Origin of the sequence: Amycolatopsis sp. La24 (assembly GCF_029087445.1) — a bacterium.
GTDB classification, from domain to species: domain Bacteria; phylum Actinomycetota; class Actinomycetes; order Mycobacteriales; family Pseudonocardiaceae; genus Amycolatopsis; species Amycolatopsis nivea.
The window spans coordinates 237,194-263,084 of sequence record NZ_JARACH010000004.1 but is presented as its reverse complement, the minus strand read 5'-3'; the positions used below and the strand labels follow the sequence as shown (position 1 = coordinate 263,084).

At 69.9% G+C, this 25,891-nt stretch carries 27 protein-coding genes; 15 read left to right on the top strand and 12 right to left on the bottom strand.

All coding sequences use genetic code 11. From position 1 onward, the window contains the following. Positions 1-9: 9 nt before the first annotated feature. Positions 10-669 (bottom strand): DUF3043 domain-containing protein, encoded by a 660-nt coding sequence (locus PUT80_RS07965; protein ID WP_037809528.1) that lies wholly within the window; start codon positions 667-669, stop codon positions 10-12. Between the two features lie 143 nt (positions 670-812). On the opposite strand from PUT80_RS07965, the gene PUT80_RS07960 reads away from it, so the two are divergent. Then, positions 813-1,190 (top strand): iron-sulfur cluster assembly accessory protein, encoded by a 378-nt coding sequence (locus PUT80_RS07960; protein ID WP_037809530.1) that lies wholly within the window; start codon positions 813-815, stop codon positions 1,188-1,190. Between the two features lie 73 nt (positions 1,191-1,263). Here PUT80_RS07960 and PUT80_RS07955 read toward each other — a convergent pair whose 3' ends face one another. Further along, a complete protein-coding gene (locus PUT80_RS07955) occupies positions 1,264-1,449 on the bottom strand; it encodes a hypothetical protein (protein WP_037810040.1) in 186 nt (61 codons plus the stop codon). A gap of 155 nt (positions 1,450-1,604) precedes the next feature. Between PUT80_RS07955 and PUT80_RS07950 the strand changes: the two genes are divergently transcribed. Further along, on the top strand, positions 1,605-2,594 hold the full coding sequence (locus PUT80_RS07950; RefSeq protein WP_037809531.1) for a carbohydrate kinase family protein: 990 nt from the start codon (positions 1,605-1,607) through the stop codon (positions 2,592-2,594). 264 nt (positions 2,595-2,858) lie between these two features. Here PUT80_RS07950 and asnB read toward each other — a convergent pair whose 3' ends face one another. Then, complete coding sequence (gene asnB / locus PUT80_RS07945; protein ID WP_134665713.1) at positions 2,859-4,793, bottom strand: asparagine synthase (glutamine-hydrolyzing); 1,935 nt, start codon at positions 4,791-4,793, stop codon at positions 2,859-2,861. Positions 4,794-5,005: 212 nt separating this feature from the next. Between asnB and PUT80_RS07940 the strand changes: the two genes are divergently transcribed. Together PUT80_RS07940 and PUT80_RS07935 are read left to right on the top strand one after the other, a co-directional pair. Continuing rightward, positions 5,006-5,953 carry a cytochrome c oxidase subunit II gene (locus tag PUT80_RS07940; RefSeq protein WP_051728682.1) on the top strand — a complete coding sequence of 316 codons (948 nt, stop codon included), beginning with the start codon at positions 5,006-5,008 and terminating at the stop codon, positions 5,951-5,953. 32 nt (positions 5,954-5,985) lie between these two features. Beyond that, positions 5,986-6,408 carry a cytochrome c oxidase subunit 4 gene (locus PUT80_RS07935; protein WP_037809532.1) on the top strand — a complete coding sequence of 141 codons (423 nt, stop codon included), beginning with the start codon at positions 5,986-5,988 and terminating at the stop codon, positions 6,406-6,408. An 11-nt stretch (positions 6,409-6,419) separates the two neighbouring features. Here the strand turns inward: PUT80_RS07935 and PUT80_RS07930 are convergent, their stop codons facing one another. Further along, the gene (locus PUT80_RS07930; protein ID WP_275291546.1) at positions 6,420-7,328 is read right to left on the bottom strand and encodes a DMT family transporter; all 909 of its coding nucleotides are present in this window, start codon (positions 7,326-7,328) and stop codon (positions 6,420-6,422) included. 83 nt (positions 7,329-7,411) lie between these two features. On the opposite strand from PUT80_RS07930, the gene PUT80_RS07925 reads away from it, so the two are divergent. Then, positions 7,412-8,371, top strand: a complete 960-nt coding sequence (locus tag PUT80_RS07925) for a helix-turn-helix domain-containing protein (RefSeq protein ID WP_037810044.1) — start codon at positions 7,412-7,414, stop codon at positions 8,369-8,371. Between the two features lie 159 nt (positions 8,372-8,530). Here PUT80_RS07925 and trpD read toward each other — a convergent pair whose 3' ends face one another. From trpD to PUT80_RS07910, 3 genes are all read right to left on the bottom strand, one after another. Next, complete coding sequence (trpD, locus tag PUT80_RS07920; RefSeq protein ID WP_199817463.1) at positions 8,531-9,574, bottom strand: anthranilate phosphoribosyltransferase; 1,044 nt, start codon at positions 9,572-9,574, stop codon at positions 8,531-8,533. Positions 9,575-9,579: 5 nt separating this feature from the next. Next, positions 9,580-9,993, bottom strand: a complete 414-nt coding sequence (locus PUT80_RS07915) for a hypothetical protein (RefSeq protein ID WP_009074814.1) — start codon at positions 9,991-9,993, stop codon at positions 9,580-9,582. 61 nt (positions 9,994-10,054) lie between these two features. Beyond that, entirely contained in the window at positions 10,055-10,480 is a 426-nt protein-coding gene (locus PUT80_RS07910; protein ID WP_037809537.1) for a ribonuclease E inhibitor RraB, read from the bottom strand. Positions 10,481-10,587: 107 nt separating this feature from the next. On the opposite strand from PUT80_RS07910, the gene PUT80_RS07905 reads away from it, so the two are divergent. From PUT80_RS07905 to PUT80_RS07890, 4 genes are read left to right on the top strand one after another with little or no spacing between them, the layout of a single operon-like run. Beyond that, entirely contained in the window at positions 10,588-11,214 is a 627-nt protein-coding gene (locus PUT80_RS07905; RefSeq protein ID WP_009074819.1) for a heme-copper oxidase subunit III, read from the top strand. 55 nt (positions 11,215-11,269) lie between these two features. Beyond that, the gene (locus PUT80_RS07900; protein ID WP_037809539.1) at positions 11,270-12,088 is read left to right on the top strand and encodes a c-type cytochrome; all 819 of its coding nucleotides are present in this window, start codon (positions 11,270-11,272) and stop codon (positions 12,086-12,088) included. Beyond that, positions 12,085-13,236 carry a ubiquinol-cytochrome c reductase iron-sulfur subunit gene (locus PUT80_RS07895; RefSeq protein WP_134665720.1) on the top strand — a complete coding sequence of 384 codons (1,152 nt, stop codon included), beginning with the start codon at positions 12,085-12,087 and terminating at the stop codon, positions 13,234-13,236. Before PUT80_RS07900 ends, PUT80_RS07895 begins: the two co-directional genes overlap by 4 nt. Beyond that, positions 13,233-14,891 carry a cytochrome bc complex cytochrome b subunit gene (locus tag PUT80_RS07890; protein ID WP_275291543.1) on the top strand — a complete coding sequence of 553 codons (1,659 nt, stop codon included), beginning with the start codon at positions 13,233-13,235 and terminating at the stop codon, positions 14,889-14,891. The genes PUT80_RS07895 and PUT80_RS07890 overlap by 4 nt, the downstream gene beginning before the upstream one ends. Positions 14,892-14,949: 58 nt before the next feature. Here PUT80_RS07890 and PUT80_RS07885 read toward each other — a convergent pair whose 3' ends face one another. From PUT80_RS07885 to PUT80_RS07870, 4 genes are all read right to left on the bottom strand, one after another. Next, entirely contained in the window at positions 14,950-15,402 is a 453-nt protein-coding gene (locus tag PUT80_RS07885; protein WP_037809548.1) for a GNAT family N-acetyltransferase, read from the bottom strand. A gap of 29 nt (positions 15,403-15,431) precedes the next feature. Next, a complete protein-coding gene (locus PUT80_RS07880; RefSeq protein ID WP_275291542.1) occupies positions 15,432-15,884 on the bottom strand; it encodes a GNAT family N-acetyltransferase in 453 nt (150 codons plus the stop codon). A gap of 33 nt (positions 15,885-15,917) precedes the next feature. Continuing rightward, positions 15,918-16,202 (bottom strand): Lrp/AsnC ligand binding domain-containing protein, encoded by a 285-nt coding sequence (locus PUT80_RS07875; RefSeq protein WP_009074830.1) that lies wholly within the window; start codon positions 16,200-16,202, stop codon positions 15,918-15,920. 82 nt (positions 16,203-16,284) lie between these two features. Further along, entirely contained in the window at positions 16,285-18,003 is a 1,719-nt protein-coding gene (locus PUT80_RS07870) for a DEDD exonuclease domain-containing protein (protein ID WP_275291541.1), read from the bottom strand. 120 nt (positions 18,004-18,123) lie between these two features. Here PUT80_RS07870 and PUT80_RS07865 point away from each other — a divergent pair, with 120 nt between their 5' ends. The 4 genes from PUT80_RS07865 (at position 18,124) to PUT80_RS07850 (ending at position 23,552) form a co-directional block, all read left to right on the top strand. After that, positions 18,124-19,521 (top strand): NYN domain-containing protein, encoded by a 1,398-nt coding sequence (locus tag PUT80_RS07865; RefSeq protein ID WP_037809553.1) that lies wholly within the window; start codon positions 18,124-18,126, stop codon positions 19,519-19,521. Positions 19,522-20,388: 867 nt separating this feature from the next. Next, on the top strand, positions 20,389-20,610 hold the full coding sequence (locus tag PUT80_RS07860) for a hypothetical protein (protein ID WP_037358162.1): 222 nt from the start codon (positions 20,389-20,391) through the stop codon (positions 20,608-20,610). 429 nt (positions 20,611-21,039) lie between these two features. Next, entirely contained in the window at positions 21,040-22,101 is a 1,062-nt protein-coding gene (locus PUT80_RS07855) for a C40 family peptidase (RefSeq protein ID WP_037809557.1), read from the top strand. Between the two features lie 293 nt (positions 22,102-22,394). After that, complete coding sequence (locus tag PUT80_RS07850) at positions 22,395-23,552, top strand: glycosyltransferase family 4 protein (protein WP_275291539.1); 1,158 nt, start codon at positions 22,395-22,397, stop codon at positions 23,550-23,552. Between the two features lie 7 nt (positions 23,553-23,559). Here PUT80_RS07850 and PUT80_RS07845 read toward each other — a convergent pair whose 3' ends face one another. Next, positions 23,560-24,174: a uridine kinase gene (locus tag PUT80_RS07845; RefSeq protein WP_037810047.1), complete on the bottom strand. Its 615-nt coding sequence runs from the start codon at positions 24,172-24,174 to the stop codon at positions 23,560-23,562. Between the two features lie 53 nt (positions 24,175-24,227). Here PUT80_RS07845 and PUT80_RS07840 point away from each other — a divergent pair, with 53 nt between their 5' ends. Both PUT80_RS07840 and PUT80_RS07835 read left to right on the top strand, forming a co-directional pair. Continuing rightward, positions 24,228-24,635, top strand: a complete 408-nt coding sequence (locus PUT80_RS07840; RefSeq protein WP_078870303.1) for an SRPBCC domain-containing protein — start codon at positions 24,228-24,230, stop codon at positions 24,633-24,635. 25 nt (positions 24,636-24,660) lie between these two features. Beyond that, complete coding sequence (locus PUT80_RS07835) at positions 24,661-25,890, top strand: cytochrome P450 (RefSeq protein ID WP_134733529.1); 1,230 nt, start codon at positions 24,661-24,663, stop codon at positions 25,888-25,890. Position 25,891 lies beyond the last annotated feature (1 nt).

Sequence of the window (25,891 nt, the reverse complement as noted above, 5' to 3'; positions counted from 1 at the left end):
CCGCACGGCTCAGTTCGGGATCGGGTCCCCGGCCTTGAGCCGCGGCTTCGGCACGCGCAGCTTGCGGATCTGGCTCGCCCGGACGAACGCGTACCAGCCGACGCCGCGGGTGGCGGTCGCCGGCTCCTTCGGGAAGCGCTCGCGGACCAGCTTCGAGATCTTGCGGCCGTTCACGAAGCCCTCGATGGCCATGACCAGCAGCATCGCCATGCAGACCAGGGTGATGTACTGCTGCACCGCCGGCGCCGGGACCAGCAGCGCGAGGAACACCAGGATCGCCAGCGGCATGAACAGGCCGAGGATGTTGCGCCGGGAGTCGACCAGGTCGCGCACGTACGCCTTGACCGGGCCCTTGTCGCGCGGCGGCAGGTACTTGTCGTCGCCCGACATCATCCGCTCGCGGCGCACGCGGGCGGCTTCCTTGCGGTCTTCCTTGCTGACCGGGTTGGCCTTGCGCAGCTCCTTGTTGCGCTTCATCGCTTCGCGCATGGAGGTGGGCGGCGCCGCGACCGGCCCGCGCCTGCGTCCCTCGGCCTCGCGGCGCTTGGGCGTCGCCTTGCCCTTTCCCGGCGTGTACGACTTGCTCGTGACCGGGGAATCGTCAGCGGCGGCCTCGGCCGCGGAGTCTTCGGCGGCGGGGTCAGTGGTGCTTCGGCGCAGGAACCTCACCTCACCAGGGTATTGCAGGCGTCACGGCTTTGTTCACCAGGTCGTTCCATATGCGACGATGGAGGGGAACAGATCGGGCGAGTCCCGTGTTGTGCCTAGGACACGAGATGTACCCGCAGCGAGTTCGACCAAGAGGGAGTGCCATGACGACCGCTGAGCAGACCGGTGCGGCTGCGGCCGAGACCGCCGAGGAGACCCACGGCGTGACGTTGACCGACGCCGCGGCCGCCAAGGCGAAGGCGCTGCTCGAACAGGAGGGCCGCGACGACATGCACCTGCGCATCGCCGTGCAGCCCGGCGGCTGTGCTGGCTTGCGCTACCAGCTGTTCTTCGACGAGCGCACGCTCGACGGCGACCTGTTCCGCGACTTCGACGGCCTCCAGGTCGCCGTGGACCGGATGAGCGCGCCTTACGTGTCCGAGGCCGTGATCGACTTCGTCGACACCATCGAGAAGCAGGGCTTCACGATCGACAACCCGAACGCCACGGGTTCCTGCGCCTGCGGCGACAGCTTCCACTGAGCCCAGAGCCGGAAAACGGGCCCCGCGCGATCCGCGCTGGGGCCCGTTCTCGTTTCCGGCGTTCCCGGCCGGCTCAGACGTAGGCGTCGAGATCGGCGACCTGCGCGTGGCAGGCGTCGTCGACCGTCCACGGCCGCGCCGCCCTCGGGCGCGGCAGCCGGGCCTGGTCGGCGGGCTGTTCGGGCTGCAGCGTGGACGGCAGGTGGGCGCAGTCGGCGATCAGGTCGCCGAGGGTTTCCGGTTCGGTCGCGAGGTTCACTCCAGCCACGCTATTCAGCCGGACTTGAACGGGAAACGAGTACCGGCCGGTAGTGTCGGAACGTGGCGCGGAAACTACCCGGAAGGGTCATGACCAGCGGGTAACTTGCGTCAGGGCGCGAAAACGACAGCTCATCCACCCCGTGAGGAGAACCGGTGGCAGACAAGCCCAGGATCGCCGTGTCCGGCAGCATCGCTACGGACCATCTGATGCACTTCCCGGGGAGGTTCGCCGAGCAGCTCGTCGCCGAGCAATTGCACCGGGTGTCGCTGAGCTTCCTCGCCGACGACCTCGTCGTGCGCCGCGGCGGCATCGGCGCGAACATCGCGTTCGGCCTCGGAGTGCTCGGCGTCGAGCCGGTGCTCGTCGGCGCCGTCGGCCAGGACTGGGCGGACTATCAGTCGTGGCTGCAGCGGCACGGCGTGGACACCTCGGGCGTGCTGGTGTCCGAGGTCGCGCACACCGCGCGGTTCGTGTGCACCACGGACGAGGACATGTGCCAGATCGCGACGTTCTACGCGGGCGCGATGGCGGAGTCCCGCAACATCGAGATGGGGCCGATTTCGGATCGCGTCGGCGGGCTGGGGCTGGTGCTGATCAGCCCGGACGATCCCGAGGGGATGGTCCGGCACGCGCAGGAGTGCCGTCAGCGGGGGTACACGTTCGCGGTCGACCCGTCGCAGCAGCTGGCCCGGATGGACGGGGCGCAGGTGCGGTCGTTCGTCGAGGGGGCCAAGTACCTGTTCAGCAACGACTACGAGTGGGAGTTGCTGCTGCAGAAGACCGGCTGGACCGAGGCCGACGTGCTGGAGCGGGTCGGGCTGCGGATCACCACGCTGGGGGAGAAGGGCGTGGAGATTGTCGGGCGGGACGGGACTGCGTTGCAGATCGGAGCGGTGCCGGAGCGGGGGAAGGCTGATCCCACTGGGGTCGGGGATGGGTTCCGGGCTGGGTTCCTTGCTGCGGTGGATGGCGGGTTGAGTTTGGAGCGGGCGGCGCAGTTGGGGTGTTTGATCGCTGTGCTGGTGCTGGAGACTGTGGGGACGCAGGAGTGGCGGTTGGAGCGGGGCGAGGCGTTGACTCGGCTGCGGGAGGCGTTCGGGCCTGAGGCTGCTGAGGAGATTGCGGCGGTTTTGCCTGCTTGAGTCTCGGTCCGCCTCGTCGCCTGGCGGCGACATCGCTTGGTGGTTGCGTGGGGCACCCCGAAGCTTGATTGTGCTGACGGTCGGTGGGTGCTTGTCAAGGCGGGAAAGATGCCTTGACAAGCACCCACCGACCGCAGATGCGCTTCGTATCGGGGTGCGGGGGAGGGCTGGGTGCCTCGCTCGTTGGGTGCGCCGGTGCGGTTTTAGGGCCGTGAGGGGAACCCTGAGGGAATCAGAGTCAATGAGGGTTCCCCTCACGTCCGGTCAGAGCTTGACTGGGTAGGCCGGTTCCGGGATTTCCGGCTTGATGCGGTGTTCCACGAAGATGCCGTGCCACAGCATGAAGACCAGCAGGGCCCAGAGCTGGCGGCTGCGGTCCAGCTGGCCTTCCTTGTGTTCGTCCAGCAGGCGCAGCACTGCGGTTTTGTCCAGCAGCTCGTCGGTCTTCGAGTCGTTGATGATGCCGCGCGCCCAGTCGTACATCTCGTTGCGCAGCCACAGGCGGATGGGGACCGGGAAGCCCAGTTTCTTCCGGTTCAAAACGTGGCCGGGGATGATCTTCGCGAGGGCCTGGCGCAGTGCGTACTTGGTGGTGCCGTGCGCGAGTTTCTGGTCGAGCGGGATCGAGGCGGCGACCTTGAACACCTCGGCGTCCAGGAACGGCACGCGCAGCTCCAGCGAGTTCGCCATGGTCACCTTGTCCGCCTTGACCAGGATGTCGCCGCGCAGCCAGGTGTACAGGTCCACGTGCTGCATGCGGGCCACCGGGTCCCAGCCTCGGGACACGTCGTACCAGGGGGCGGTGACGTCCTTGAAGCCGACGCCTTCCTGGTACGTCCGCAGCACGGCGCGCAGCTGCTCGTCGCGGAAGTTGCGGGCGTTGCCGTAGTAGCGGTCTTCCAGGGGGAGCGCGCCGCGGCGCAGGAGGTCCTTGCCTCGGGTGCCCTCCGGGATCTTCGTGGACACCTTGCCCAGCAGTTTTCGCACGCTGCCGGGGATTTTCTCGAACGGGGCCAGGGAAATCGGCTCGCCGTAGATCGTGTAGCCGCCGAACAGTTCGTCCGCGCCTTCGCCGGACAGCACCGCCTTCACGTGCTTGCGGGCTTCGCGGGCGATGAACCACAGCGGGACCAGCGCCGGGTCCGCGACCGGGTCGTCCAGGTACCAGACGATGAGCGGCAGCGCTTCCATCATCTCGTCCGCCGACACCGTGCGGACCACGTGCTTCACGCCGATCGCGGCGGCCGATTCCGCGGCCACGTCCACCTCGGAGTAGCCCTCGCGCTCGAAGCCGGTGGTGAACGCGATGAGGTTCGGGTTGTGCTCCTTGGCGAGCGTCGCGGTCGCGGTGGAGTCGATGCCGCCGGAGAGGAACGCGCCGACCGTCACGTCCGGGTCCGAGATCATGTGCTTGCCGACCGAGTCGCGCATCACATCGGCGATGCGCTCGTACAGCGCCTCGGCCTCGGCGGGGCCGTTCACCGGCTTCGCGGCGAACTTCGGGTGGAAGTAGCGGGTGAACTCGGGCTTCCCGCCCGGCGAGAGCCGGAACGAGGTGCCGGACTCGACGCGGCGGATCGCGGTGTGCAGCGACTCCGGCTCCGGCACGTACTGCAGGACCAGGTAGTGCTGCAGGGCCTTGCGGTCCAGCTCCTGCGCGACGCCGAGCGTGTCCGACAGCTCCAGCAGGCTCTTCTTCTCGCTGGAGAACGCCGTGCCCTTCGGGCCCTCGCTGTAGTAGAGCGGCTTGATCCCGAACGGGTCGCGCGCGCCGAAAACGGTCTTTTCCGCCGAATCCCAGATCAGGAACGCGAACATGCCGCGCAGCTTTTCGACCGCTTTGTCCCCGAGGTAGTGATATGCCGCGACGATCGCCTCGCCGTCGCCTTCAGTGGCGAATTTCGCACCGAATTTTTCGGCGAGCTCGTCGCGCAGCTCGCGGTAGTTGTAGATCTCGCCGTTGAAGTTCAGCGTGTAGCGGCCGGGCGCCTCCGGCGGACCCCACACCAGCGGCTGGTGCGCGTGGTCCACGTCGATGAAGGCGAGCCGGTTGAAGCCGTACACGACCTCGGCATCGGCCCAGGTGTCCTGCTCGTCGGGGCCGCGGTGACGCTGGCAGCGCATCGCCGCGCCGACGCTCGCACGGGCCGCCGCGGCGTCGTTTTCGGTCGCGCAGATCAGTCCAAGCAGGCCGCACACGTGTACTCACACACCTCAGGGTCGGGCCGGTCCGGGGAAGGGCCCAGTATGCCGGTGCGGGGCGACTCGCCCGGAAAGCGGGTGACGCGTGGCGCAACTGGTCACCCCTTGGTCAGCGGGAGCGGCCAACTCGGCTAGGCTCCGCCTGTCACGAAGATCGGTCGAAGAAGGCCCGGTGTGAGAGGGCCTGTTGGGTGAAAGGGCAGGGCGCAGTGGGAAAACCAGAGCGCACCCCGGTGGGTAAGCGGGTCGGGCGTGTCGCCGCGCTGGCCGTGCTGGTGGCGCTGACCGCGACGGGCTGCTCGGGAGACGAGATCCTCCGCTTCGGCTGGCCCAAGGGCGTCACGCCGCAGGCCGACCAGATGCGCACCCTCTGGACGTGGACGGTCGTCGCCGCGCTCGTCGTCGGCGCGATCGTGTGGGCCCTGATCTTCTGGACCGCGATCTTCCACCGCAAGAAGAAGGGCGCGGCCGCCGAAGGCCCCGAGGACCTCCCGCGGCAGTTCCAGTACAACATCCCGCTGGAGATCTTCACGGTCGTCCTGCCGACGATCATGGTCTGCGTGCTGTTCTTCTTCACGGCGACGACCGAGAGCAAGGTCCTCGACAAGAAGCCGAACCCGGACGTCGTGGTCGACGTGATCGCCTTCCAGTGGAACTGGGAGTTCAAGTACGAGGGCGACGCCGCCAAGCGCGCCGACGGCACCCAGGTGAGCACCGTCGGCTCCTCCGGCGAGATCCCGCTGCTCGTGCTGCCGACGAACAAGACCATCGAGTACCGGCTCCGCTCGACGGACGTCATCCACTCGTTCTGGGTCCCGGAGTTCAACTTCAAGCGCGACGTGATGCCGGACCCGGAGAAGAACAACCAGGACAGCTCGTTCCAGAACTCGATCGACCGCGAAGGCTCGTTCGTCGGCCGCTGCGCCGAGCTGTGCGGGACGTACCATTCGGTGATGAACTTCGAGGTGCGCGCCTTGTCCCCGGACAAGTTCGACCAGTACCTCAAGCTGCGCACCGAGACGAACCCGAAGACCGGCAAGCCGAACACCGCGTCTGAGGCGCTGGCTTCGATGAACTGCGGCGAGCTGTGCAGCCCGTACGCGGTGACGACGAAGCCGTTCAACACCGACCGCACCGCGCGCACCGCGTCCAACTGACGGCGAACCAGAAGGAGCAGGGGACCAATCCCATGAAGGTCGAAGCCCGGATTTTCTACATGGTGGCGGGGTTTGCCGTCCTCATGACCGCCGTCTACTGGGTCATGACCGCGCTCTTCACCACCGACCAGAAGGCTGAGCCGGTCGGCATCGTCGCGCTGTTCCTGACCGGCGGCCTCGCGTTCCTCGCCGGCAGCTACATGCAGTTCGTGTCCCGCCGGATCGAAGAGCGCCCGGAGGACCGCGAGGACGCCGAGATCAGCGACGGCGCCGGCGAGCTGGGCTTCTTCAGCCCGGGCAGCTACTGGCCGGTCGCGCTGGCCGCGGCAGCCGGGCTGGCCGGCCTCGCCCTCGCGTTCTTCCACATCTGGCTGCTCGTGATGGCGATCGTGGCGCTGCTCATCGCCGTGGGCGGCCTGGTGTTCGAGTACCACACCGGTCCCGAGCACGACTGAGTTTTTCCGCTTCACCGCGACGCCCGGCTGGGAATCCCCGGCCGGGCGTTTCGCGTATCCGGCTTCGCGCGCTGCGGAGCCAGCGCCGCGGCGAGCACCGCCAGCATGCCCAGGCCCTCCGGCCAGGTGAGCCGGTGCCCGAACGCCAGCATGTCCACCACGACCGCGACCACCGGGTACAGGTAGGACAGCAGCGCGACCGTCGTGGTCGGCAGCTTGCCGATGCTGGCGTACATCAGCACGTACATCACCGCCGTGTGCACCGTGCCCAGGAGCAGCAGCCACAGCAGTCCCGGAGCCGAACTCGGCAGCGGCGTGAACATCAGCGCGGGGGCGAGCACGATCGCGCCGACCGTCAGCTGCACCGCCGCGAGCAGATGCGGCCGGATGTGCTTGAGCTGCTTCGCGATGAAGGACGCACCGGCGTAGAGCAGGGCCGCGCCAAGCGCGAGCGCGATTCCGGCGAATCGCACGGGTTGTCCGTCATCTCCTTGTGCGGAAAGGGAAATCACCACAACTCCGGCGAACGCGATGCCCGCCCGCGCGAGGTGCGAACGGCCGACCTTCTCGCCGAGGAACACCGCCGCCATTCCGACCAGGATCAGCGGCTGGGTGTGGTAGACGACCGTGCTGACGCCGATGGACGACAGCGAGTAGGACGCGAACAGCAGCACCCAGTTGCCGACCAGCAGCAGCCCGCCGGCGATCGCGAGCAGCAGGTCGCGGCGGGTCGGCCGCCAGTCGCGGAACCAGCCCCTGGCGAGGGACCACACGACCAGCAGGACGCCGCCGACGAGGCAGCGGGCGAACGCGACCGCCGGTGCGGCGGCGCCGCTTTCGAGCACGACCGCGCCGATCGTGCCGGACAACGCCATCGCCGCGGACCACTGCAGGACCGGGCGGGATTCGGGGTTCTTCATGCGACCCAGATTCGTCTCCGCGGCGACGCTCAACCAGTGTCAGAGATGACAATGACCGCAAAACTTGTGACATGCTGGGCCGCATGGACGTGGAACGGGTCGCCGTGCTGCTCGCGGACCGGGTTTCGCCGTTCGAGCTGGGGGTCGCGTGCGAGGTGTTCGGCACCGACCGCAGCGCGGACGGCATGCCCGGCTGGGACTTCGGCGTGTGCTCGCCAGGCGGCGCGGACGTGGCCAGCTGGTCCGGCTTCGGCCTGGCCGGACTGCGCGATCTCGACTTCGCGGCGTCGGCGGATTTGGTGATTGTGCCCACCCAAGCGCCGCGGACCGCGCCGCCGCCGGAGCCCCTGCTGGACGCCTTGCGCGCCGCGCGGAAACGCGGCGCGTGGGTGGCCGGGTTCTGCGCGGGAGTTTTTTCACTCGGCTACGCGGGTCTCCTGGACGGCCGTCGCTGCACCGTGCACTGGATCTACGAACCGGAATTCCGCCGCCTGTTCCCCGCCGCGGAAGTGGACCCGCAAGCTCTCTACGCGGACGACGACGGCGTGTTCACCAGCGCCGGGACGGTCGCGGCGGTGGACCTCTGCCTGCACCTGGTGCGCCGCCTGCGCGGAGTCACGGCGGCGACGGCGCTGGCCCGGCGAATGGTGGCCGCTCCGCACCGCGCGGGTGGGCAGGCGCAGTTCGTGCAGGCCCCGGTGCCCGCGACGGCCGCCCCGGACGACGCGGTGGTCGCCGAAGCGCTCGAATGGGTGGAACGACGGTTGGATCAGCCGTTCACGGTCGCGGAATTGGCGCGCCGCAGCGGATTGGGGGAGCGGACGTTCCTGCGCCGGTTCTCGGCCGCGACCGGGACGACGCCGCACCGCTGGCTGACCGAACGCCGCCTCGACCGGGCGCAGGCGCTGCTGGAGGAGGGCTCGCTTTCGGTGGAGGACATCGCGGTGGCTTGCGGATACGCGTCGGCGGCGGCGTTGCGGCACCAGTTTTCGCGGTTGCGCGCTACTACGCCGAGCGCTTACCGGACCGCCTTCCGTTCGTGAGCCTTGCTCCGGCTCGCCGCGATCCTGCTGTGGCATTGGGCTCATGTGACGCACCGAACGCCGCATTGGGGTGCGCGCCCCGAACGACTCGCTGAAAACGACGAACGCCGCACCGGGCGCGGAAAAGCGCCCGATGCGGCGTCCAGCCGATGCGAACGGTCAGCGCTCAGCCGAGGAGAACGCGATCCACCGGTCCAGCAGCGCCGCTGCCGCGCCGTTGTCGATGGCCTGGCGTGCTCGGTCCAGTCCGGCCGCCAAGTCGTCCTCGAGCGAATCGGAGAAGCCCGCGAAGGCGGCCAGCGCGGCGGCGGCGTTCAGCACCACCGCGTCGCGCACCGGGCCGGTCTTGCCGCTGACCAGTTCCCGGACCACCTCCGCGTTCGCCGCGGCGTCGCCGCCGCGCAGGTCCTCCGCCGTGGCGCGCGGGATGCCGAGCGACTGCGGGTCGAAGGTGCGTTCCGTCACCATGCCGCCGGAGACCACCAGCACCGAGGTCGTCGTGGTGGTGGTGATCTCGTCCAGCCCGTCGTCGCCGCGGGCCACCAGCACCGACATCCCGCGCTGGGCGAAAATCTCCGCCAGGGCACGGGTTTTGTCCGCGTACGCGCAGCCGATCAGCGCGCTTTCCGGCTGTGCCGGGTTGGTGAGCGGGCCGAGCAGGTTGAACGTGGTCGGCACGCCCAGCTCGCGCCGCGGCGGGCCGGTGTGCCGGAACGCCGGGTGGAACGCCGGGGCGAAGCAGAACCCGATGCCGATCTCCTCGAGCGACGCGAGCACCGCTTCCGGCGGCAGGTCGATCTTCACGCCGAGGGTTTCCAGCACGTCGGCCGCGCCGGACTTCGACGACGCGCTCCGGTTGCCGTGCTTGGCCACCGGCGCGCCCGCCGCCGCCGTGACGATCGTCGCCATCGTGGAGATGTTCACCGAGTTCGACCGGTCGCCGCCGGTGCCGACGATGTCCACCGCGGGACGGCTCAGCGTGATCCGCCGGGCGTGCGCCAGCATCGCGTCGGCCATGCCGGCGATCTCCGCGGGCGTTTCGCCCTTGGCGCGCAGCGCGACCGCGAAGCCGCCGATCTGCGCCTGCCCGGCGCTGCCGGACATGATCTGGTCCATCGCCCACGCCGTGTCCTCCGCGGACAGGTCCTCGCCGGCGATGAGCCGGGTCAGCAGCGCGGGCCAGGTGTGCGGGGTGGCGCCCACCGGGCTCAGCCGCCGTTGACGGCGGGGACCCGCCCGGCGCGCAGCACGCCGGCGACGGTTTCCGCCGCGGTCAGCGGGTCGAGGGGGTGCACCAGCACGGCGTCGGCCAGCGCCCAGGTGGCGAGCCATCGGTCGTCCCGGCGGCGGACGGCCACCACGATCGGCGGGCAGTCGTCGATCTCGTGCTTGAGCTGGCGGGTCAGGCCGATGCCGCCGGTCGGCTGCGCCTCGCCGTCGAGGATCGCGAGGTCGACCGAGCCCGCGTCCATCTCGGCGAGCACGTCGGCGATGCCGGCCGCCTCGACCCACTCGACGCGGCCGAGGTCGGCCGCCGGGCGCCTGCCGACGGCGTTCATGATCGCCTCGCGGACCTCGGCCTTGTGGCTGAACACCAGGATCCGCTGGGACTGCTCGCTCATTGAGCACGCCTCCGTCTCGTCACGGGTGGAACAGCCGCGATCGTATCGGCCGAGACGCATCTCACGCGGACGCGGTGGGCGAGTCACCCGGTTGCCGCGCCTCCCAGCCCGGGGCGTCGCCGCCGAGCCGCTGCGCCAGACCGGCCATCCGGGACCGTTCCTGGGCGCAGTGTAGGGCGTCCAGGACCTGCACCCGCCGGGCGTGCGCCAGCACCCGGTCGCCGTCGCGGCTTTGTTCGCGCAGGTCGTAGCCGTCCTGCGCGAGAATCGCCGCCGCCTCGTCGATCCGGTCCGCCGGGAGGACGAGGTGATGGACGAGCACCGCGGGCGCTTCGCTTGCCCAGCCGGGTGAATCGGCGAGCACCGCGGAATCCGCGACGGCCGGATCGAACGCCGAAACGACCGTCCGCAGACCGGGCGCGTCCGGGTCGAGAACCGCTTTCCCCGGCTTTCTCACCAGGTCACGGAGCTTCTCCAGCCAACTCACGAGTAGCTCCTTCCGCCGCTGGTCCGCGTCTCGCGCGCGGGTGTGACGTGAAGCTCCCACGACCCGCCGCAGACCCGGCGGGCGGGGTGCGGTCGCGAGAGGACATAATGCGATCCGTGACAACGGCAGCTCCCACCATCAGCCAGCGGGTCCACTCGCTGAACCGGCCGAACATGGTCAGTGTCGGCACCGTCGTGTGGCTGTCCAGCGAACTGATGTTCTTCGCCGGACTGTTCGCCATGTTCTTCACCGTCAAGGCGCAGAACCCGGCCGGGGCGTCCTGGCCGCCGCCGTTGCACGGCGAGGAGTTCCACCTCAACGTCGCGTACGCGATCCCGTTCACGGTGATCCTCGTGCTGTCGTCGCTGACCTGCCAGTTCGGCGTGTTCGCCGCGGAGCGGGGCGACGTCTACGGCCTGCGGCGCTGGTACATCGTGACGCTGATCATGGGCGCGATCTTCGTGTTCGGGCAGGCGAACGAGTACCACAACCTGGTCGAGGAAGGGCTCACGATCCCGTCCGGCCCGTTCGGCACGGTGTTCTACCTCGCGACCGGTTTCCACGGCCTGCACGTGATCGGCGGGCTCATCGCCTTCGTGTTCCTGCTGGTCCGCACGAAGCTCAGCAAGTTCACTCCGGCGCAGGCCACCTCGGCGATCGTCGTGTCGTACTACTGGCACTTCGTCGACATCGTGTGGGTAGGCCTCTTCGCGGTGATCTACATCCTTCCCTGATCTCCGCACCGCCCACCACAAAACGGCCTGAACTGACAGCAAGGGTTGCCGCAAGATGACCACCAGCACCAAATCCTCGGAGCGCCGGTTCCGCGCGCGCTCGAAGATGCGCAGGCGCCTCGCGGGCGTGCTCGCACTCGGCGTCGCCCTGGTGGGGGCCGGCGCCCTGTACGCCGTGTTCGCCCCGGAGCCGCAGACCGCGCAGGCGCAGGGCGACCCGGCGCTGCTGCGCCAGGGCGAGCAGGTCTACAACAACACCTGCATCGAGTGCCACGGCGCGAACCTCGAGGGCGTCAAGGACCGCGGTCCGAGCCTCATCGGCATCGGCGACGCGGCCGTCTACTTCCAGACTTCCTCCGGCCGGATGCCCGCGGCGCGCCAGGAGGCGCAGATCGCCCGCAAGCCGCCGAAGCTGACCCCGAGCGAGATCGACGCGGTCGGCGCTTACGTGCAGGCGCACGGCGGCGGCGCGCAGCGTCCGGAGGAGCGCGGCGAGGCGCTGCGCGGCAACGACCCGGCGCGCGGCGGCGAGCTGTTCCGGCTCAACTGCGCCTCGTGCCACAACTTCACCGGGCGCGGGGGCGCGCTGTCGGCGGGCAAGTACGCGCCGCCGCTCGACCCGGCCACCGAGGAGCAGATCTACGACGCGATGCTCACCGGGCCGCAGAACATGCCGAAGTTCTCCGACCGCCAGCTCAGCGCCGAGGAGAAGAAGGACATCATCGCCTACGTCAAGTCGGTGTCCGACGGCAACAACGACCCGGGCGGCAACGGTCTCGGCGGGGTCGGCCCCGCCTCCGAAGGCGTCATCGCCTTCGTCGTCGGAATCGCCGCGCTCGTCGGCATTACGCTGTGGATTGGATCGAAGGCATGAGTGCCGAAGGGCCCAAGCCGCCCTCGGAGGCGGAGCTGGCTGAGATGGACCGCGACGAGCTGCTCAAGCTCGGCGGTCAGCTGGACGGCGTCGAAATCGTCGAGTACCCGGAGCCGTGGCCGGTCGAGGGCACCCGCGCGGAGCGTCGCGCGCAGCGCCTCGTCGCGTTCTGGTTCGCCCTGTCGGCGCTCGCCGGCCTGGCGTTCGTGGTCGTGATGGCCTGGCCGAAGTGGTGGGAGTACAAGGACCCGAGCGACCCCAGCGGGCACTCGACCTACAGCCTCTACACCCCGGCGCTCGGCGTCACGCTCGGTCTCGCGGTGCTGGCGCTCGGCATCGGCGTGATCCTCTACACCAAGAAGTTCGTCCCGCACGAGGTCTCGGTGCAGCAGCGCAGCGACGGCCCGTCCGCGGAGGTCGACCGGGCCACCATCCTGGCCCACCTGGCCGACGCCGGGACCCGCAACGGCATCGCCCGCCGGTCGCTGATCAAGCGCACCGCGGGCGCGGGCGCGGGCGCGCTCGGACTCGCGGTGGCGGCGCTGCCGCTCGCGTCCTTCATCAAGGACCCGTGGAAGGACACCGAGAACCGGGACGGCCTCTGGCACACCGGCTGGCTGCCGAACTTCCCCGGCGAGAAGGTCTACCTGCGCCGCAACACCGGCGACCTCGAAGCCGACGTCAAGCACGGCGTCGCGCTGGTCAAGGCCGAGGACCTGGACGCGGGCGCGATGGAGACGGTCTTCCCCTACCGTGAGTCGGAGAAGGGCGACGAGAAGAAGCTGTCCGAGGCGCTGTTCCGGGTCGACAACCCGGTCATGCTCATCCGGCTGCGCCCGACCGACGCCGCGCGCGTGGTCAAGCGCAAGGGCCAGGAGGACTTCAACTTCGGCGACTACTACGCGTACACGAAGATCTGCAGCCACGTCGGCTGCCCGACCTCCCTGTACGAACAGCGCACGAACCGCATCCTCTGCCCGTGCCACCAGTCGCAGTTCGACGCCCTGCACTACGCGAAGCCGATCTTCGGCCCGGCGACCCGTCCGCTCGCCCAGCTTCCGATCACGGTTGACGAAGAGGGATACTTGATCGCGAAGGGCGATTTCATCGAGGCCATCGGACCGGCCTTCTGGGAGCGTAAGTCATGAGTTCACTCACCACGCCGACCAAGGGCACGAGCGCACTCCAGAAGCACCTGGGCGAGGCCGCGGACAACGCGGACCAGCGGTACAAGCTGGCCAAGGGCCTGCGGCACCAGATGAACAAGGTGTTCCCGACCCACTGGTCCTTCCTGCTGGGCGAGATCGCGCTGTACAGCTTCATCGTCATCCTGCTGTCCGGGGTGTACCTGACGCTGTTCTTCGACCCCTCCATGCAGGAGGTCACGTACAACGGCAGCTTCACGAACATGCAGGGCATGCAAATGTCCCAGGCGTTCCGCACCACGCTGGACATCTCGTTCGACGTGCGCGGCGGCCTGTTCGTGCGGCAGCTGCACCACTGGGCGGCGCTGATCTTCGTCGCGTCGATGATGGTGCACATGCTCCGGATCTTCTTCACCGGCGCGTTCCGCAAGCCCCGTGAAGCGAACTGGGTCATCGGCGGCCTGCTGCTGATCCTGGGCATGTTCGAGGGCTTCTTCGGCTACTCGCTTCCGGACGACCTGCTGTCCGGCACCGGTATCCGCGCGACCCTGTCCGGCATCGTGCTGTCGGTGCCGGTGATCGGCACCTGGATCCACTGGGCGCTGTTCGGCGGGGAGTTCCCCGGCGACCAGATCATCCCGCGGCTCTACACCCTGCACATCCTGCTGATCCCGGGCATCATGCTGGCCCTGATCGGCGCGCACCTCGCGCTGGTCTGGTACCAGAAGCACACCCAGTTCCCGGGCGTGCGGCGCAAGGAGACCAACGTCGTCGGCGTGCGGATCATGCCGTACTTCGCCCTCAAGGGCGGCGCGTTCTTCACCCTGGTCGTGGGCGTGCTGGCGCTGATGTCCGGCCTGTTCCAGATCAACCCGGTGTGGAACTTCGGGCCGTACAACCCGTCGATGGTGTCCGCGGGATCCCAGCCGGACTTCTACATGGCCTGGGCGGACGGCATGCTCCGGATCTGGCCCGCCTGGGAGGTCTACCTCGGGAACTACACGATCCCGGCGGTGTTCTTCCCCGGTGCGATCGGCATGCCGATCCTGTTCGCGCTCCTGCTGACCTATCCGTTCCTGGAACGGAAGCTGTCCAAGGACACCGCGCACCACAACCTGCTCCAGCGGCCGCGCGACGCACCGGTCCGCACCTCGCTGGGCATGATGGCGCTCGGGTTCTTCGCGGTGATCGAGCTGTCCGGCTTCAACGACATCATCGCCGACCAGTTCGACATCTCGCTGAACGCGACGACGTGGGCCGGGCGCATCGGCGTGCTGATCGTGCCGCCGATCGCGTACTACGTCACCTACCGGATCTGCCTCGGCCTGCAGCGGTCCGACCGGGAAGTGCTGGAGCACGGCGTCGAGACCGGCATCATCAAGCGGCTCCCGCACGGCGAGTTCATCGAGATCCACCAGCCGCTGGCCGGCACGGACAGCCACGGCCACGCCATCCCGCTCGAGTACCAGGGCGCGGCGGTGCCGAAGAAGATGAACAAGCTCGGCACCGCAGGCACCGCTGTCCCGGGTTCGATCTGGACGCCGGACCCGGCGGAGGAGACGAAGGCGCTCGAGCGCGCTCGCGGCAACGGCCACGGGAACGGACACGGGAAGCTCGAGGGCACCGAGGAATCGACCGAGGTCGGTTCCGGGCACTGAGTCCCGCAGAACGCCGGAAGGCCCCTTCCTCATCGCGAGGGAGGGGCCTTCTCGTGTTTCAGAGCTGGATGCGGGCGACGATCTCGTCGTCGTCCATTTCGCCGGTCGGCCGGAAGCCCAGCTGCTGGTAGAAGGGGCCGGGGCTGTGCTTGCCCGGCATCCAGCTGACCGTGACGAATTCGGCGTCGCGGCGGCGCGCTTCGGCCAGCACCGCCTCGACGGCGAACCGTCCGTAGCCTTTTTTCTGGTGTTTGGCGGCGATGTTCAGCCGCCACAGGTAATGGCGGTAGTAGTCGGTCGGGTTGTCCGGGTCGAACGCGGCCATGACGAAGCCGACGAGTTTCTTCCCGGCGTAGATCAGCCTCGGCCAGGCGATTTCGTGCTGGACGTAGGCTTCGGCGAGCGAGCAGGCGACCGGGGCGACGTAGTCGCGTTGATGCTTCGCCACTTTGAGATCGCAGGCGTCTTCCACATTGTCGACCGTGACTTCGACCAGTCTCGGGGTCGTCATGCGAATTACGGTAGCGCTGTCGCCGGGGTTCAGAGCTGGATGCGGGCCACGACCTCGCCCTCGTGCTGCTGGCCGGTGGGCTGGAATCCCAGCCGCAGATAAAACGGCTCCGGACTGTGCTCGCCGGGCACCCAAAGCACTGTCGCCGATTCCTGTCCGCGGCGGCGCGCTTCGGCCAGTACCGCTTCGACGGCGAACTTCCCGTAGCCCTTTTTCTGGTGCTCGGCCGAGATGTTCAGCCGCCAGATGCCGCAGCGGAAGTAGTCGATCGGACAGCCCGGATCGAAGGCGGCCATGACGAAGCCGACGAGATCGTCGCCGTCGTAGACCAGCCTCGGCCACGCGACGCCCGGCTGGGTGTAGGCCTCGGCCAGCGAACGGGCGACCGGTGCCACGTAGCGCTCCTGGTGCGGCGCCACCGACAGATCGCAGGCCGCGCCCACGTTGTCGCTGGTGACCTCGGCCAGCCGCAGTGTCGTCATGCCCCGGACGTTAGCCCGGGGGTACGACAATTCTCAGGCTCCTTCGACGCCGATCTCGAACGCGGAGTCGGTGTCGGCGCGGGAGTAGGACCGGAACGCGATGTGGGTGACGGTGTCGAGGACGCCGCGGACCTTGCCGATGCGGCCGGGGATCAGGTCGGCGAGGTCTTCGTGGGCCTGCACGCGCACGGTGGCGATGAGGTCGACGTCCCCGGCGCACGAGTAGACCTCGGACACCTGGTCGAGGTCCGCGATCGCCTGCGCGGCCTGCGGGATTTCCTCGGCCTCTACGTTGATCAGCACGATCGCCGTGATCACAGCGTTCCTCCCACTTCCTGGCGGTAACCGACGTGCGCGATCGTAGCCGGGAACACGCCCGCGCATGGTGCGGCGGGGCTTGTCAGCCCGCGACGTGTTCGAGCGACCGGGCGTCGGCGACCCGGGCGAGCCAGGATTGCCATCCGGCGACGGCGGCGGGCTCGGCCCACGGCCGGGTGGTGCGGACGAGCCGGGTCCCCGGCCGGGCGAGCCAGCGCAGCAGGATTCCGACCTCCTCGCCGGGAGCCCCACGCAGCGGACCGTCGCCGGGCAGCACGGTTTCCCCAGCGGCGACGAGGGATTCGACCACCGGCATCGGCGGCACCCCGCGCCGGGCGACTCCCGCGGAGGCGAGCCTGCCGTAGCGGATGACGGACAGTTCCCAGCCGCCGTTGCCGTCCGGGGCCGCCGCGATGAGTTCCGCGACCGACGCGAGCGCGGCCTGCCGGTGCGCGCGGCCGACGGCGCGGACCAGCCCGGCCAGTTCGTCGCGGTGGCGCGCGGCCTGTTCGTAATGCCTTCGCTCGGCCATCTCCTCCAGTCGCGCCGCCGCCAGGTGCAGCGGACGGCCGTCGTGACCGGCGATGAGCCCGCGGGCAGCTTCGACAGCGGGGGAGTAGTCGGCGACGGTCTGCCTGCCCGCGCACGGGGCCCCGCAGCGGCCGAGTTCCGCCAGGACACACGGCGTGCCGGACGCGGCGGTGGCGGAGATGCGTTGGGTGCAGGTGCGCAATCCGGAAGCGTCGGCGAGAGTCTCGGCGGCCGTGCGCGCGTCGGCTTGGCTGCGGAACGGCCCGAGCGTGCCCGCACGCGGCAGACGGACTACGGAAAGCCGCGGGAAAGCCTCGTCGGTGAGGCTGATCCACCAGCCGTGGTGCGGGTTTTTCGAACGCCGGTTGTAGGCAGGCCGGTGCGCGGCGATCAGCCGCAGTTCGCGGATCTCGGCTTCGAGGGAATGCGCGCACTCGATGGCGTCCACCCGCTCCGCCAGCGCGACCATTTCCCGGATCCGGCCCCGGCTCTCCGAACCGGTGAAATACGTGCGCACGCGCCGTCTCAGGTCGCGCGCGGTGCCTACGTACAGGACTTCGTCCCGCGGTCCCCTGAAGAGGTACACGCCGGGCCGCGACGGGAGGTCGGCGGCGAGGTTTCGCTTGCGCCGCTGGGCTGGCGTGACGTCCGGGAGGTAGTCGATCAGCTCTTCGACGGTGTGCACGCCGAGGTTGCCGACGCGCTCCAGCAATGCGTGCAGGACGTCGGTGGTGGCGCGGGCGTCGTCGAGCGCGCGGTGCGTCGGGCGGGTGCGCGCGCCGAGCAGCATGGACAGCGACGACAACCGGTAGCTGCGCGCTTCTTCTCTCGGGATCACGCGGCGCGCCAGCTTCACCGTGCAGACGACGGTGGGACGCGGCCAGACGTAGCCGTGTCCTTCGCAAGCGGCCTTCATGAAGCTGGTGTCGAAGCCGGAGTTGTGCGCGACCAGCACGGTGCCCGCGATGAACTCCAGGAACGCGGGCAGCACGCGTTCGATCCGCGGCGCGTCGTAGACCATCGCCTGCGTGATCCCGGTCAGCTCGACGATCTGCGGCGGAATCGGCGTGCCCGGGTTGACCAGCGTCGCGAACTCGCCCAGCACCTGGCCGGCGCGGACCTTGACCGCGCCGATCTCGGTGATCCCGTCCGGCCCCGGTTTGGTGCCGGTGGTCTCGAGGTCGAACACGACGAACGTGGTGTCCCGCAGCGGGGTGCCGAGCTCGTCGAACGCCAGCTGAGCCTGGTCCGGCCTCGGTCGGGTCTCCATGATCGCGCACAGTAGGGCCGACCACCGACAATCTTCGCGCGCGCCGCCCGTGGCCCGATGGTGACCAGCGGAACGGGCCGGTGCGGCGCGGGATCCGGCGGCGGGGCCTACCCTGGACCAATGCACCCTCAGCCCGTCGAACCGGAAGAAGCCGCGGAGGCCGTCGGCCCCTCGGCGGTTCCGGCGCGGGCGGGAGAGGACGCCGAGGCCGCCGAACCGGGGACGTGTCCGGAACCGGCGACGTGGACGAGCCTGCCGGAGGCGGTGCGCGAGCGGATCGCCGAACTGGCCGCGGCCGCGGTCGCGAAACTGCCGGTCGCCGACGTGCCGCGGCAGCTGCGGCCGGTCGCGAAATTCGCCCCCGCCAAGCGCGCGAAGCTTGGCGGCACCGCGCTGCTCACGGCGTTAGGGGATTCGGCGCAGTTCCGGACCGCGGTCCTGGAATGGCTGCGCGAGCACCGGACCGACGCGCTGGACCCGAACGTTTCGGACTCCGTCTCGGCCGCTGCCGCCGCCGTGCTGCTCGGCGAATCCGGCGCGGCCGGACGCGTGCGGCTGGTCGCGAAGAACGCCGAGGAAACCGCGCTGCGCGCTGAGCGGGACGCGGCGCTGGCCCGGAACCAGCGGCTGGAAGTCGAGATCGCCGAGCTGCGCGCCGAGCTGGAAGAGGCGCGCGGAGCGGTCGAGAGCGCGCGCGGCGAACGCGAGGCCGAGGTCGAGAAGCTGCTGCGCCGGCTGCGTGAACAGGGCGTGCTGCTGCGGCAGGCCAAGGACGCGGCCGAGGCGGCGCGCGCCGAACTGGCCGACGGGGGCGCGACGCGGGAACGCGAGATCGAGATGCTGAACGTGCAGCTCGACCGGGAACGCCGCCGGGTCGCCGCGGAACGCACTCGAGCCGAACGGGCGGTCGCGGACGCGGAGATGGCCCGGCAGTCGGCGCGCGAGGCCAGGGAGGCCGACGAGGTCCGGCTGGCGTTGCTGGTAGACACGATCGACGGCGCGGTGCACGGCCTGCGCCGCGAACTGGCTTTGGGCGACCGCGGCGCGCGCCCTGCCGACATGGTGAGCGGCGCGCGGTCCGGACTCGGCCCGGGCGGGCGGATCCAGGACGTCACGGCGCTCGACCGGCATCTGGCGTTGCCGAACGTCCACCTCATCGTGGACGGCTACAACGTCACCAAAACGGGTTACCCGGAACTCGCGCTGGCCGATCAGCGGGACCGGCTGGTGCATCAGCTCTCGGCACTGGCGGCACGCACCTCGGCGGAGGTCACGGTGGTGTTCGACGGGGCCGGCGTGCTGTCGGTGCCCGCCGCGGTGCCGCGCGGGGTGCGAGTGCTGTTTTCCGAGCGTGGCGTGCTTGCCGACGACGTGATCCGGTCGCTGGTCGCGGCCGAGCCGAAGGGCCGTCCGATGGTCGTCGCGACCTCCGACCGGGCGGTCGCAGACTCGGTCCGCGCGGGCGGCGCGCACCCGGTGGCGTCGGCGGTTCTCGTCAGCCGATTGGGTCGTGTCTGATCCTGGCCGCCCTCGCGGCTCCGGAAATTGTCGGTGGTGCTTCCTACCGTTTGTTCCCGAGGCGATTCCCGGAACCGGTCCGGGGCCTCGCGGACGAACGGAGGCCCGGCAATGGGCGAGAACAAGCAGGAGCGGTTCGGAGTCGGTTCCGGCATGCGTGCGGCGGAGTCGGCTGGGGTTAGCGGGGGAGTTCGGTTCGCGGCGGGGCCGGGGGATCGGAACGCCGGGGTTGGTGGCGGGGCTCTTGAGCGCTCTCGGCCGTTGGATCATGGGGCTGCTGAGCGGTCGCGGCCGCCGGACGTTGGGGCTGAGGGCTCTCGGCCGCCGGACCATCAGGCTGACGGAGCGGTTGAACGGTCCCGGCCGCTTGGTCGTGGGGCTGGCGTGGCTGCTGAGCGCTCCCGCCAACCGGACCATGGGGGCGGAGGCGAGCCTGAGCGCTATCAGCCGCCGGATGATCGGGAGGGTGGGGCTGCCGAGCTGTTCCGGCCGCCGGGTCACGAGCTTGGCGGGGAGGCTGACCACTCCCGGCTGCCGCACCGTCGGCATGGCGAGGCGGCTGAACGGTCCCGGCCGCCGGACCGGAGCGGTCACCCGGGCGGGGAGGGTCCGGCGGTGAGTCTTGCCACTGGGGTGAGTCCGGCCACGGGCCAAGCGCGGGACCGGGACCTGGAGGCGCGCCGGGAAACCACCGTTTCGTCGGCTTCTGGCGGAAGCGCTGCTGCTGCGGCTTCGTCCGGCGAAAGCGAGTGCGCGGAGCCTGTCAGTCAACGGCGCTCAGCGCGACAGCACCCGGGCGCGGCACGAAGCGCGAAGCGGGCGAAACCCGTTGCCTCCCGCCAGGAAGAGCGGCGTCCGGCCGGTGCGGTGGACGTCGCGGTCGAGGACATCGACACGTTCGTCGTCGACTGCGACCGGTGTGCGGTGCGCGGGGCGGCGTGTGCCGATTGCGTGGTCAGCGTGCTGCTCGGGCCGCCGGTCGGCCTCGTCTGGGACGCGGACGAGCGGCGGGCTGTCGACGCGCTCGCCGAGGCGGGGATGGTGCCGCGGCTGCGCCTGGTTCCGGAGACCGACAGTAGGTCGGCGTGACACCAGTGGGTGACACTGGCTCGCCGAGCGGTCGCCTCGGTGCGGTGAACGGTAAGTAGTCGAAGGGGTCGTTTGTGCTGCCAGAGCGTGTGACTTAAGTCACGCGTAGCTGCTGTGCTGGTCCGATGGTGTTTCGCCGGACTACGGAGAGTTTTTACGGGGGGCCCGGTGGACGCGCCGACGGTCTTTTCGTAACCTGGCCGAGATCTCGCGCCAGTCAGCTGTCGGACGACGGCGACGCGGGATCGCCGCCGGTTCGGCTTTGTCGGGGAGTCAGGACCGGAACCAATCACCGTGCGCGGGAAAAGCTGTTGTGGCACACGACGGCCGGAACGCGGACGGGCAGCGTGCGCGAAGAGGGCCCCCGACCTCTTCCGCGCCGGGGTTCCGGCCACGGCGGCCCGACGAGCAAAGGAGACCCGCGCGGCCGTGCAGTCGCATCCAGTCAAGCGCGTGGTGTCAGGCGCCCTCGCGGCCGCCTCGGTGATCGCAGTCGTCGCCGTGGCGCAGCCAGCGGGCACCGCAGCCGCTTCCCCCCTCCCCGTCCTCCAGGCCCCGCCGGACTCCGGTTCGGACGCTCTCGCCAAGTACCGCGACCTCGCGGCGCAGGCGGAGAAGGCGAACGAGGACCTCCTGAAAGCCAAGGACGACCTCACTGCCCGCCAGGGCGACCTCGACAAGGCCAACGCGGACGTGGGCAACGCCCACAACCTCTCCGCGCAGGCCGCCGAGAACGAGAAGAAGTACAAGGTCGACGTCGACAAGTTCGCGAACGCGTCGTTCCTGTCCGGCGTGCAGATGAACAAGCTGTCCGCGCTGCTGGCGGGCACGTCGACGCAGGAGTTCCTCGACCGTTCGTCGGCGCTGGACCAGATCGCCTCGCAGAAGGCCGTCGCGCTGGAGAAGCTCCAGGGCGCGGTCGACCAGGCCAAGTCCGCCGAGAAGCTGGCCGCCGACGCCGCACAGCGGGCCACCGCGGCGCGCGACGCGGCGGCGAAGCTGACCGAGGACATCACGGCCAAGAAGAAGTCGCTCGACGACCAGGTCGCCGAGCTGAAGAAGACCTCGTCGGCGCTGAGCGCGGCCGACCGCAACGCGCAGAAGGACACCGGCGGCGACATCTCGGTGGACCTCGCGAACGCGGGCCCGGCCGCGGCGGCTGCCGTCCAGGCCGCGCTGAGCCAGCGGGGCAAGCCCTACGAGTGGGGCGCCACCGGGCCGAGCTCGTACGACTGCTCGGGCCTCATGCAGTGGGCCTACCGGCAGGCCGGCATCTCGCTGCCGCGCTCGAGCCAGCAGCAGAGCCAGACCGGCACGCCGGTCCCGCGCAGCCAGCTGCAGCCCGGCGACCTGGTGTTCTACTACACGCCGGTCTCGCACGTGGGCATGTACATCGGCAACGGGATGATGGTGCACGCGCCGACCACCGGCGACGTCGTCAAGATCTCGCCGCTGCAGAGCCAGTACGTGGGCGCCCGCCGGGTCGCCTGACCGGACGCTCTCGCTCCCACCGGGGCGGTGCCGCATTGCGCGGTGCCGCCCCGGTGTTTTTTGTGGGGACGGTTCAGGGGTTTCGTGCTTGGGACTCTGCGCCGACTACCCGGTGATGGGCCGGTGCGCGGGCGAGTGGCGGATCAAGCCGAGCCGCGCGTCGGTTTCGTCGCCGAGACTGCGCCCGCCAACCGGAGAAAGCGGCCAAGATCCAGCCCGAGCAGGGCAGGCTGCCGCACGTTCCCGCTTCACCGCGACGGGCCCGCGCAATCGCTCGTCGGTAGCCTGCGGGGGTGCTGAGGACCCTGCTCGTGACGAACGACTTCCCGCCGCGCCCCGGGGGTATCCAGAATTACCTCAATTCGCTGGCCACCCGGCTGCCCGCGGACGACCTCGTCGTTTACGCGCCCTCCTGGGAGCGCAGCAGCGGCTCGCACGTCGAGTTCGACGCGGCCGCTCCGTTCGAAGTCGTGCGGCATCCGACGTCGCTGATGCTGCCCACCCCCGACGTCCTGCGGCGCGCGAAGCAGATCATGCGCGCTCGCGACTGTGAGGCCGTCTGGTTCGGTGCGGCCGCTCCGCTCGCGCTGCTCGGGCATCCGTTGCGGCAGGCCGGTGCGCGCCGGATCGTCGCGTCCACGCACGGGCATGAAGTCGGCTGGTCGATGCTTCCTGGCTCCCGGCAAGCGCTGCGGCGCATCGGCGAGACGGTGGACGTCGTCACGTATGTCAGCAAGTACACGCGCAACCGGTTCGCTGCTGCGTTCGGGCGGCATGCTGGGCTCGAAATGCTGCCGAGCGGGGTCGACACCACGGTTTTCGCGCCGGACCCGGCTGGTCGCGAGGAAATCCGGGCTCGGCACGGGCTTGGCGACCGGCCGACCGTCGTGTGCGTTTCGCGGCTGGTTCCGCGCAAGGGCCAGGACATGCTGATCTCTGCGCTGCCCGCGATCCGGGAGCGCGTGCCTGGCGCGGCTTTGCTGCTCGTCGGTGGCGGGCCGTATCGCAAGCGGCTCAACCAGCTGGCTGGCGCGCTGGGGGTGGCCGACGACGTGGTCTTCACCGGCTCGGTGCCGTGGGAGGAACTGCCCGCGCACTACAACGCGGGCGACGTCTTCGCGATGCCTGCCCGCACGCGCGGCAAGGGGCTCGACGTGGAAGGGCTCGGCATCGTCTACCTGGAGGCGTCCGCGACCGGGCTGCCGGTGGTCGCGGGCACGTCCGGCGGGGCGCCGGAGGCGGTGCTGGACGAGGTGACCGGGCACGTCGTCGACGGCCGCGACCCGGGCCAGCTCGCGGAGACCCTCGCGGCCCTCCTGTCCGACCCGGTCCGCGCCCGCAGGATGGGCGAGGCGGGCCGTTCGTGGGTCGCCGAGAGCTGGCGCTGGGACACGATGGCGCAGCGCCTCTCGACGCTCCTGGACGGCGATCCGGTGGCGGCGGTGCGCTGACCCAGGTTCAGGGCTCGTAGATAGCCGGATGGCGCGGGTCGTCCATGCGGACCACGACGTCCGCGAGGGCGCTCGGGTCGACTTCGTTTTCGTAGCGTTCGTAGGCGGGCAGCGCCCATTCGTCGGACACGCGGCGGCGCAGCGCACCCGGCGAAAGCCACAAATGCACCACGAAATCGAACGCCAATCCCGCGCCCAGCAAGAACTCTCCGTCGACCAGGACGACGCCTCGGTCCGGGACCGGGACGCGCGGCAATCTGGTCGCCCGGTCGCGTTCGGCGTCCCACAGCGCGGGCAGGACTTCGCCGCTTCCGTCGTCGGCGAGCGGGTCCAGAACTTCCCGGCGCAGACCGCCTAAATCGAGCCAATCGGTATACCGCGCGTCCGGATTCTGTTTCCCGTGCTCGAAACGGAGTGACGCTGGTCGCAAAAAACCGCGGGCGGGCACGTGCAGCGCGGCCCGGCCGAGCAGCTTCAGCGGGTCGGTCAACGCCTCCGCGAGCGGGCCGGTCCCGGCCGCTCCGTCGACGGCGACGGCGATTCGCCTGCGGTGGGTGAGCGCGTCGACGCGCTCGGTCAGCTCGGCGGCGAGGGCGTCGGGGGAGATGGGGCGGTAGCGCACGATCGCATGATCCCGCACCGGTTTCCGTCGGTCCCCGATGCCATGATGGCGGCATGGCCAACGAGGAGGGCAAGACCGGGCGGAGTGGTTGGGAGACAGCCGTTTCCCGCACGATGCCGTACCCGGGCAGCCGGGTGTGGGAGTTCCTGGTGGGGGACGGGGTGGAGATCTGGCTCGGCCCCGGCGTCGACCTGCCTCGCGAACGCGGGGCGGGCTACGAGACCGAACACGGCACGACCGGCGAAATCCGCAGCTATTCCGATGACCGGCTGCGGCTCACGTGGCGTCCGACGGACTGGGACCACGATTCCTTGCTGGAGCTCGAGGTCGCGGATCTCGGCAAGCGCAGCACGCTGAAGATCCGCCAGGAACAGCTCGCGGACGTGGCGGAAAAGGCCGAGCAGCGGGCATATTGGAAACAAGTGGTCGAGCGCGTCGAGGCGGCATTGGCCGAACGCTGACCGAACTGCCCAGGGGGTTCCAGCAGTGAGCGTCGACGAACACACCGAGGAAATCCCTTACGCGGACGCGGAATTCTGGCAGCGCCCGCACGAATGGCTCGCCCAGCGGCGCGAATCCGGCGCGGTCTGCCCGATCACCGCCCGCCGCGGAATCCCGTCGTATCTGGTCGGCGGATACGAGCAGGCGCGCGAGCTGCTCAACGATCCCCGGATCAGCAAGGACAGCGCCGACGTGCACCGGGTGTACGCGGCGAAAATCGGCCAGGACGTCGAGGTGCCGGAGTTCGGCAACCTGCTCACCCGGCACATGCTCAACAGCGATCCGCCGGTCCACACCCGGCTGCGCAAGCTGGTGAACAAGGCGTTCACCGCGCGCACCGTCGCGCGGCTGCGGCCGCGGATCCAGGAGATCGCCGACACGCTGCTGGACGAGATGGCCCGGCACGAGCAGGTCGACCTGGTGCAGGCGTTCGCCGAGCCGCTGCCGATCACCGTCATCTGCGAATTGCTCGGCGTGCGCGTCGAGGACCGCGGCCAGTTCACCGCCTGGTCGCACCTGCTGCTGTCGTTCTCCGAGGACCACGAGGCACAGGCCGCGGCGGCGCGCGACATGCACGACTACCTGCAGCAACTGGTCGAGAGCAAGCGCGCCGAACCGGCCGAAGACCTGTTGTCGGACCTCGTGCACGCCAGCGACGAAGGCGATTCGCTCGACGAGGACGAACTGATCTCGATGGCGTTCCTGCTGCTGGTCGCCGGGCACGAGACCACGGTCAACCTGATCGCCAACGCCACGTTCGCGTTGCTGCGCGCGCCGGACCAAGCGGAGAAACTGCGCGCCGACCCGAGCTTGCTGCCGGGTGCGGTCGAGGAGTTCCTCCGGTACGACGGGCCGATCAACTTCGCGACCCTGCGCTACACGGTCGACGAGATCGAGGCGGGCGGCGTCACCGTCCCGCGCGACGAGTTCGTGCAGATCTCGCTGCTGTCGGCCAACCGCGACCCGGAGAAGTTCCCCGACCCGGACACGCTCGACGTCACGCGCGCGCCCGGCGGGCACCTCGCGTTCGGGCACGGCATCCACTACTGCGTCGGCGCGCCGCTGGCCCGGCTGGAGGCGCAGATCGCGCTGGGCTCGCTGCTGGCGCGGTTCCCGGAGCTGAGCCTGGCCGTGCCCGCCGAGAACATCGTCTACCGGCCGAGTTCGCTGGTGCACGGCGTGCTGTCGCTGCCGGTGCGGCTGAACGGGGCGTAGC

What these genes read in the sequence shown, in the direction of transcription:
- PUT80_RS07895 (WP_134665720.1), top strand. Translation starts at nt 12,085, where the DNA reads ATGAGTGCCGAAGGGCCCAAGCCGCCCTCGGAGGCGGAGCTGGCTGAG.
- PUT80_RS07890 (WP_275291543.1), top strand. Translation starts at nt 13,233, where the DNA reads ATGAGTTCACTCACCACGCCGACCAAGGGCACGAGCGCACTCCAGAAG.
- PUT80_RS07925 (WP_037810044.1), top strand. Translation starts at nt 7,412, where the DNA reads ATGGACGTGGAACGGGTCGCCGTGCTGCTCGCGGACCGGGTTTCGCCG.
- PUT80_RS07905 (WP_009074819.1), top strand. Translation starts at nt 10,588, where the DNA reads ATGCGATCCGTGACAACGGCAGCTCCCACCATCAGCCAGCGGGTCCAC.
- PUT80_RS07865 (WP_037809553.1), top strand. Translation starts at nt 18,124, where the DNA reads ATGCACCCTCAGCCCGTCGAACCGGAAGAAGCCGCGGAGGCCGTCGGC.
- PUT80_RS07960 (WP_037809530.1), top strand. Translation starts at nt 813, where the DNA reads ATGACGACCGCTGAGCAGACCGGTGCGGCTGCGGCCGAGACCGCCGAG.
- PUT80_RS07935 (WP_037809532.1), top strand. Translation starts at nt 5,986, where the DNA reads ATGAAGGTCGAAGCCCGGATTTTCTACATGGTGGCGGGGTTTGCCGTC.
- PUT80_RS07880 (WP_275291542.1), bottom strand. Translation starts at nt 15,884, where the DNA reads ATGACGACACTGCGGCTGGCCGAGGTCACCAGCGACAACGTGGGCGCG.
- PUT80_RS07915 (WP_009074814.1), bottom strand. Translation starts at nt 9,993, where the DNA reads ATGAGCGAGCAGTCCCAGCGGATCCTGGTGTTCAGCCACAAGGCCGAG.
- PUT80_RS07870 (WP_275291541.1), bottom strand. Translation starts at nt 18,003, where the DNA reads ATGGAGACCCGACCGAGGCCGGACCAGGCTCAGCTGGCGTTCGACGAG.
- PUT80_RS07885 (WP_037809548.1), bottom strand. Translation starts at nt 15,402, where the DNA reads ATGACGACCCCGAGACTGGTCGAAGTCACGGTCGACAATGTGGAAGAC.
- PUT80_RS07900 (WP_037809539.1), top strand. Translation starts at nt 11,270, where the DNA reads ATGACCACCAGCACCAAATCCTCGGAGCGCCGGTTCCGCGCGCGCTCG.
- PUT80_RS07840 (WP_078870303.1), top strand. Translation starts at nt 24,228, where the DNA reads ATGGCCAACGAGGAGGGCAAGACCGGGCGGAGTGGTTGGGAGACAGCC.
- PUT80_RS07930 (WP_275291546.1), bottom strand. Translation starts at nt 7,328, where the DNA reads ATGAAGAACCCCGAATCCCGCCCGGTCCTGCAGTGGTCCGCGGCGATG.